We start from the raw sequence: 1,060 nt of genomic DNA on the forward strand, positions 1-1,060 counted from the left end.
GGCATAAGATCTGGAATAAGTATCATTCGCTCACTAATACCAGCAAGTGAGCGCGATGTTAGTGCGTTGCCCACGAAACGTGGATCTGCATCGAAGGTTCGGACAATTTCGCTGTCATCCGCAATTGTAGCCGACATGTATATTCGACGAGGTGAGTCAGAAAACGTAGGGAACTCGTTGACCAAAGGAAGCACGGGAGTAATAGTGAAAGCATTACGGCTGATCAAAGCATGGCACAAATGTAGATTGTCTCTGAGAAGAGGCCAAACGAAAGCGTAATTATCCGCATCTGCCCGCAGATACTCCCTTACCGTGTCAATCTGCTCATGCCATGCCCAATATGGCACTTCTATAACGCCGCCACTTGAGCCTTGGACGATATCGTCGAATGTTCCGATCCGATCACTATCCCGAAAAGCCTTTCTGAATAAGCTGGTCTGTTCTTCATAACTCTCAGAATTATTATCTGCATCTACCGATAAGGTGAAAGACTCGCGCACATCAGAAAAGGCAACTTGCGCATCATCAAGGATAACAGCGCCGACTTTTACCGGGGGTCTAGCGCCTCCACGAACCCCGAATTTACTTTGCCCGTTGAAAAGCGCTTTGTAGGTTGCCACCATAACAGCTTTGCCATTGATGAAATCTTCAGCAAGCGGTTTACCTTTCTCGTAAGGTACTGCTGCAATTCCATGCGCCTTAGCTTTCTCTAAGGTTTGCTTAACCAGCTGTCGTGTTGGCGCAAGATAAAGGACAGGTTCTTTAGTTTCATTAAGCGTAGATTGCGCCATCAGAAGACCAACAAGCGTTTTCCCTCCACCTGTATGGAGCTTTATCACAACATCAGCTTCTTTTCTTCGACCAAACCAATTCTCTAAGACCTGCTCCTGGCTGGTATAAATATCATTGAAACCTTCAGGTTTAGGCTGTCGGCGAAATATTTCGCCAGGTTCAATTGGCACTGCTTTCTTTGCCTGAGTACAGCCACCCCGGCCCCCGGCCGTGGCACGCCTGCCGCGCCCGCCGACCTCTCCTGGGGGAAGCCGGCGATCGACGCGGC

The 1,060-nt window shown here is 49.2% G+C and carries 1 protein-coding gene; it reads right to left on the reverse strand.

Annotation, left to right across the window (positions count from 1 at the left end; translation table 11 throughout):
• Positions 1–962 (reverse strand): DEAD/DEAH box helicase (locus tag ABT171_RS41790; protein ID WP_351252209.1); only part of this gene is annotated, 962 nt, incomplete at its 3' end.
• Positions 963–1,060: the final 98 nt, after the last annotated feature.

Source organism: Streptomyces sp. NPDC001851 (assembly GCF_040297165.1).
GTDB lineage: Bacteria > Actinomycetota > Actinomycetes > Streptomycetales > Streptomycetaceae > Streptomyces.